This window comes from Bacillus sp. NH11B (genome assembly GCF_001884205.1).
GTDB classification, from domain to species: Bacteria; Bacillota; Bacilli; order Bacillales; family Bacillaceae_G; genus Bacillus_A; species Bacillus_A proteolyticus.
Map to the genome: position 1 here is coordinate 1 of NZ_MAOG01000149.1, position 4,438 is coordinate 4,438.

Consider the following 4,438-nt stretch of genomic DNA (forward strand, 5'->3'; position numbering starts at 1 on the left):
AGGTTATGTAGAAAAAGCATTGACCGATCCTTATGCTCTTGGTGGCGCGATATTTGATATTGGTAGTTGTTTCGTCGGCGTCGGTGAAGTAACCGCCGCAGTGAAAGGAACAGCTGCATTCGGAAAATTCGCAGAGGGTACAAAAGTCTTTCAAGTAGCCGCGAAAAATAGTAAAATAGTTGGTAAGTTGGAAGAAGTAACGGCATTCATGAATAAGTTGCCAGATAGTATGAAGAATGTCGTGGAGAAGATTAAAAATATTGAGATCCCGAATTTATTCCCTGAACCTGCGCTAGCAGGTGGAGGGAATGTAGGAGAAAGAAAGACACTTGGAGAGTTATTTTCTGCTGTTAATAGTGGAACTAGGGGCACGGGTAATACCGTAAGTGATTATCTTGATGATATAATTGTGAACGGGAATGTCGATGCTGCTAAGATGAATAAGCTAAAAAATGCTATTCAAAATAATACTTTTAGTAAAGAAGAGTTGGCTGAGATTAGTAAAAAGATGTCTGATTTAGGCATTACTAAAGAATATAATGAAGCATTACTTAAAATTGTTTTTGGTAAGTATCTTAGAGGACTAATAGGTGACCCACCTACTGATATGAGAAATCCACATGCACATCATATTCTATTTAAAAAAGGTCTTGGCCAGGAGCAAAAAGAACTTGTTCAAGAAGGTCAAGAAATATTAAGAAGGTATGGGATAGACCCAATAATTGGTGAAGAAAACCTTGTTTGGGCACCAAATGCCGTAGTAGGACAACATAGTTTTGATGCTTTGGAGATTGTTGTAAAGCGGTTAAGGGATGTTGAAGCAATGGACGGTGACCTTGATGATATTGTTGAAGCTCTTAAAGATTTAGGAGATATAGCTAGTACAAGATAGTAGAGATACAGGAGGTAATGTTATGGATGAAAAAAGTTTAAATAAAGCAATAAGAAATGCAATTAAAATTGGTGATATTAATGAAGTAAAACGTTTAATAGGAGATAATCCAGAATCTTTACATTCAATGACACCATTTGGTACGTGGTTACATGTTGCAGCAAAGAAAGGACATTTTGGAATAGTGGAATATTTAATCCATAAAGGAATCGATGTTAATACGAAAGGTGATATATTTGATGCTTCCCCTTTAAGATTGGCAGCAGGAGAGGGGCATTTGGAGATAGTAAAGTATTTAATTGAGGCTGGTGCAGAATTAGATGTGAGCTTAGCAAAAAGAAATTCATTATTTGGTGCGATTTATGGTGGACATAAAGAAGTAGCTGAGTTTCTAGTTGAAAAAGGAATAGATATTTCAATTAAATACACTGGAGAAAATATTAAAAATATGGATGCTTATGAATATGCTAGAGAATTTGGGCAAACAGAAATTGCTGAATATTTAAAGCAGAAGATGGATGAAAAAGAATAGGCTGTTAAAAAGTACATACTCCATGATGGTTGTACCATCATAGAGTATTATGTGTAATGATAGAATAGAAAAAGAGGTACGACCTTAGGTGAGATGACATTTTATTGGGCGATGAATAAAACACATAGAATGTATATGAAACTAACGAACTCGTACAAAATTGTAAGGTTTAACGTAGTAGTTGTCACGATATATTAAAGGTGTCATACTGTTACTACAAAACTTACAAATTTATGCTACTTAAAAACAAATGAACTTAAAGCACTTGATTGTCTATGATAGGCAACAAGTGCTTTTTTAATTGATTGGTATGCTTTAACTTCATAAATAGTTGGTAAGTTGGAGGGAATAATGGAATAATGGAATAAATGGTAAAATAAAGAGAAACATAGCGAATCGAATTAGGGAGTTATTTTCATGAGAAGAATAAAATGGGAGCGTACACATGACCCTATTACCAAGCAGATAATTTCAGAAGTTGAAGAGAAGGTTAATGTGATTTTTCCTCAAGATTACAAAAATTGTGTAATGAAATATAACGGTGGTCATCCAGTACCGAATATATTTTTCTTTGAAGATGGAGAAGAAGGAGTTTTTGATTGCCTACTAAGCTACACGAATGAATATATTAGCATAACAGTTACTTATGATATTATCTCGCCATACATCCCAAAGGGAATAATACCCTTTGCTACGGATCCATTCGGTAATAAAATATGTTTTGATTTTAGAAATGATAAACACTCACCAACAATAGTTTTTTATGATAGCGATGAGTGTGATGAACAAGCAATTGAATATATTTGCAGTACTTTTACAAATTTAATAGATTCGTTGCATTTTAGTGAAAACGAATGAGTCGGAGGTCGATGAATTATGAATCTTAATTTTGAATATACTTTCAAACAAATTAAAGCCGAAGATATAGAAATCTTTGAAAGACTTAATGGATTAGAACTACCAGAGGACTATAAGAGTTTCTTATTAAGAGATAATGGTGGTAAATCTAATAGAAGAAGATTTACTACGAAAGATGATGTAGTTACGTCATCAATTATGATGTTTTTTCCACTATCAGAGGAAACAGAAAATAATCTACAAAATTCTTTAAATTATTATATTAAGGGAAATAAATTGCCTTCTAGACTTATTCCAATAGGAAAAGATCCAGCTGATAACATTATATGTATGTCAATCCATGGTAGCGATATAGGTAGTGTTCATCACTGTCATACCTATCAGATAAAAAATGAAGCGGAATTAGAAGCAAAGTTTATTAGGGAAATAGCTTCTAGTTTTACGGAATTTATTAATAAACTTTCTGAGAAATAGGATTGTACAATCCATTATTTGAATCAAAGTTAAATAACGTTATCGGTATCGAATGAACCTATCACTCAACCAATAACACATATAACCTCTTTGTAAAGTACAGAAAAAATAGACAGGATTTACATCATGACAACAAGAACATACAATCAACAAATCAAACCCTTTATAATTTGATTTTTAAAAAGAAATGTAATTTCGTATTTTACTAACGTAAATAATATAATTCCACAAAAAAGTGTACCTTCATTTGTTCATAAAGTACGTTATGATCTATGTAAGATTTTTCTCATTTATTTTTCTTAAAGCATCTCGACTTCCCACGAGATGCTTTTCCCTTTTTTATGATTTTTGGTGTTAATTCATCCAACGAATAGCAGATATTTTGCATAATTCTAAAAAATTTGACCATTTATTAATATTCCCTTAACATTACCCTATACATATATACGATATAATAAGTAATCCTCTTAATCTTGACTTTATATATTTATTGTTACCTTTTGCAAAATCCTTATGATAAGGGTTCTTTTTTGTTCCATTTTGTTTGGGATCTATTCAGAAATCTGTGGTCTTTTTCTTATTTCATTTTGGACGGATATTCCCAATCATGTTTTTTCTTAGAAACAGTTGAAGAAACTACCCGGAGATCAGTCGAGATACGTGTCATTTAGAGTCAACCATTGTTTTATAAGAAATATGTGGGATATATATTTTTAAAAGTATTGATGAAATAGTTAAGAATTCGCTGTTTTTTTTCGCATAAAAAAAGAACCCTCTATAAGATGAGTTCTTTAGGGGATTGTTTCGTTTAAAGAGTGATATGTCTAATAAACATATAAAAGAAGATATAGATTACTACATATATGTACATTAAGAATTTCAATAATGGATTTAGGGCGATGTTGCCGTGTCCCAGAAAGAGAGGCGGATTAAATGGGCTTTCATGTAGATTTAAAGGAATTCCATGAAGTACTGGAAAAACTTCAAAAAGACACCAGTAAAACAAATAATCAACTTGAACAAGCCAAACAAGCATTGAATGGCATTATCCAGGCCGATGCCATGCAGGGTGAAACAGGGAAAGCGATTGTCAACGACATCAATAATAACCAAAATACAGTTGTGATTGGATTGAAAGATACCAATGAATTACTTAGTATCGAAATGGCGCAAACCTTACAGGATTTTCAGTCAACAACTGGAGAAACTGATGAGAATGCGATTATTCTGGAAGATGCATTACTGCAAGCACAAAACAAACTTTCCAATCTCCAACCCAAGAAACATGAAATGGATAGTCGTATCTCTAATATTTACAACAGCGTAAGTGATTTGATTTCACTGAGTATGCCGAAAAGCCAGTTTGATGAAAAACTGGTTGCAGCCAGTAAAGAACTAGAGGATACGATTCAAAAAGTACAGCAATTTGAAAGTAAAAAAGAAAAAAGTAATGCGGAAAACATTCTCGATGCCCTAAACAAACAAGTTCAAATTGCAGGGAAGATGGGCAATTTATCTTATACTGATCCGCAACTGCAAGCTTTCTTTGCGCAAGATGAGTTGGCAAAAGGCATTCATGAAATGGATACACAAATCACGAAGGCGGAAAGAGAAGCGCAACTGCAAGCTGAAAGAGAAATGAAGAAAAAGCAAGAGGAATGGGCGGACAATCATCCAGTGGA

Annotated in this window: 4 protein-coding genes and 1 pseudogene; all 5 read left to right on the forward strand. The window is 33.2% G+C overall.

Annotation, left to right across the window (positions count from 1 at the left end):
* A pseudogene (locus tag BAU27_RS33165) lies at positions 1–892 on the forward strand (AHH domain-containing protein); the annotation flags it as partial.
* Positions 893–914: 22 nt separating this feature from the next.
* Entirely contained in the window at positions 915–1,424 is a 510-nt protein-coding gene (locus BAU27_RS30055; protein ID WP_071772996.1) for an ankyrin repeat domain-containing protein, read from the forward strand.
* Positions 1,425–1,841: 417 nt separating this feature from the next.
* Positions 1,842–2,282 (forward strand): SMI1/KNR4 family protein, encoded by a 441-nt coding sequence (locus BAU27_RS30060; protein ID WP_071734863.1) that lies wholly within the window; start codon positions 1,842–1,844, stop codon positions 2,280–2,282.
* An 18-nt stretch (positions 2,283–2,300) separates the two neighbouring features.
* Complete coding sequence (locus tag BAU27_RS30065) at positions 2,301–2,756, forward strand: SMI1/KNR4 family protein (protein ID WP_071734862.1); 456 nt, start codon at positions 2,301–2,303, stop codon at positions 2,754–2,756.
* A gap of 933 nt (positions 2,757–3,689) precedes the next feature.
* Positions 3,690–4,438, forward strand: a 749-nt coding sequence (locus BAU27_RS30070) for a T7SS effector LXG polymorphic toxin (RefSeq protein WP_217653938.1), incomplete at its 3' end; no start/stop codon positions are given.

Bases quoted from the DNA above. Each gene is read 5' to 3' on its own strand.
- BAU27_RS30060 (WP_071734863.1), top strand. From the start codon at position 1,842: ATGAGAAGAATAAAATGGGAGCGTACACATGACCCTATTACCAAGCAG.
- BAU27_RS30065 (WP_071734862.1), top strand. From the start codon at position 2,301: ATGAATCTTAATTTTGAATATACTTTCAAACAAATTAAAGCCGAAGAT.
- BAU27_RS30055 (WP_071772996.1), top strand. From the start codon at position 915: ATGGATGAAAAAAGTTTAAATAAAGCAATAAGAAATGCAATTAAAATT.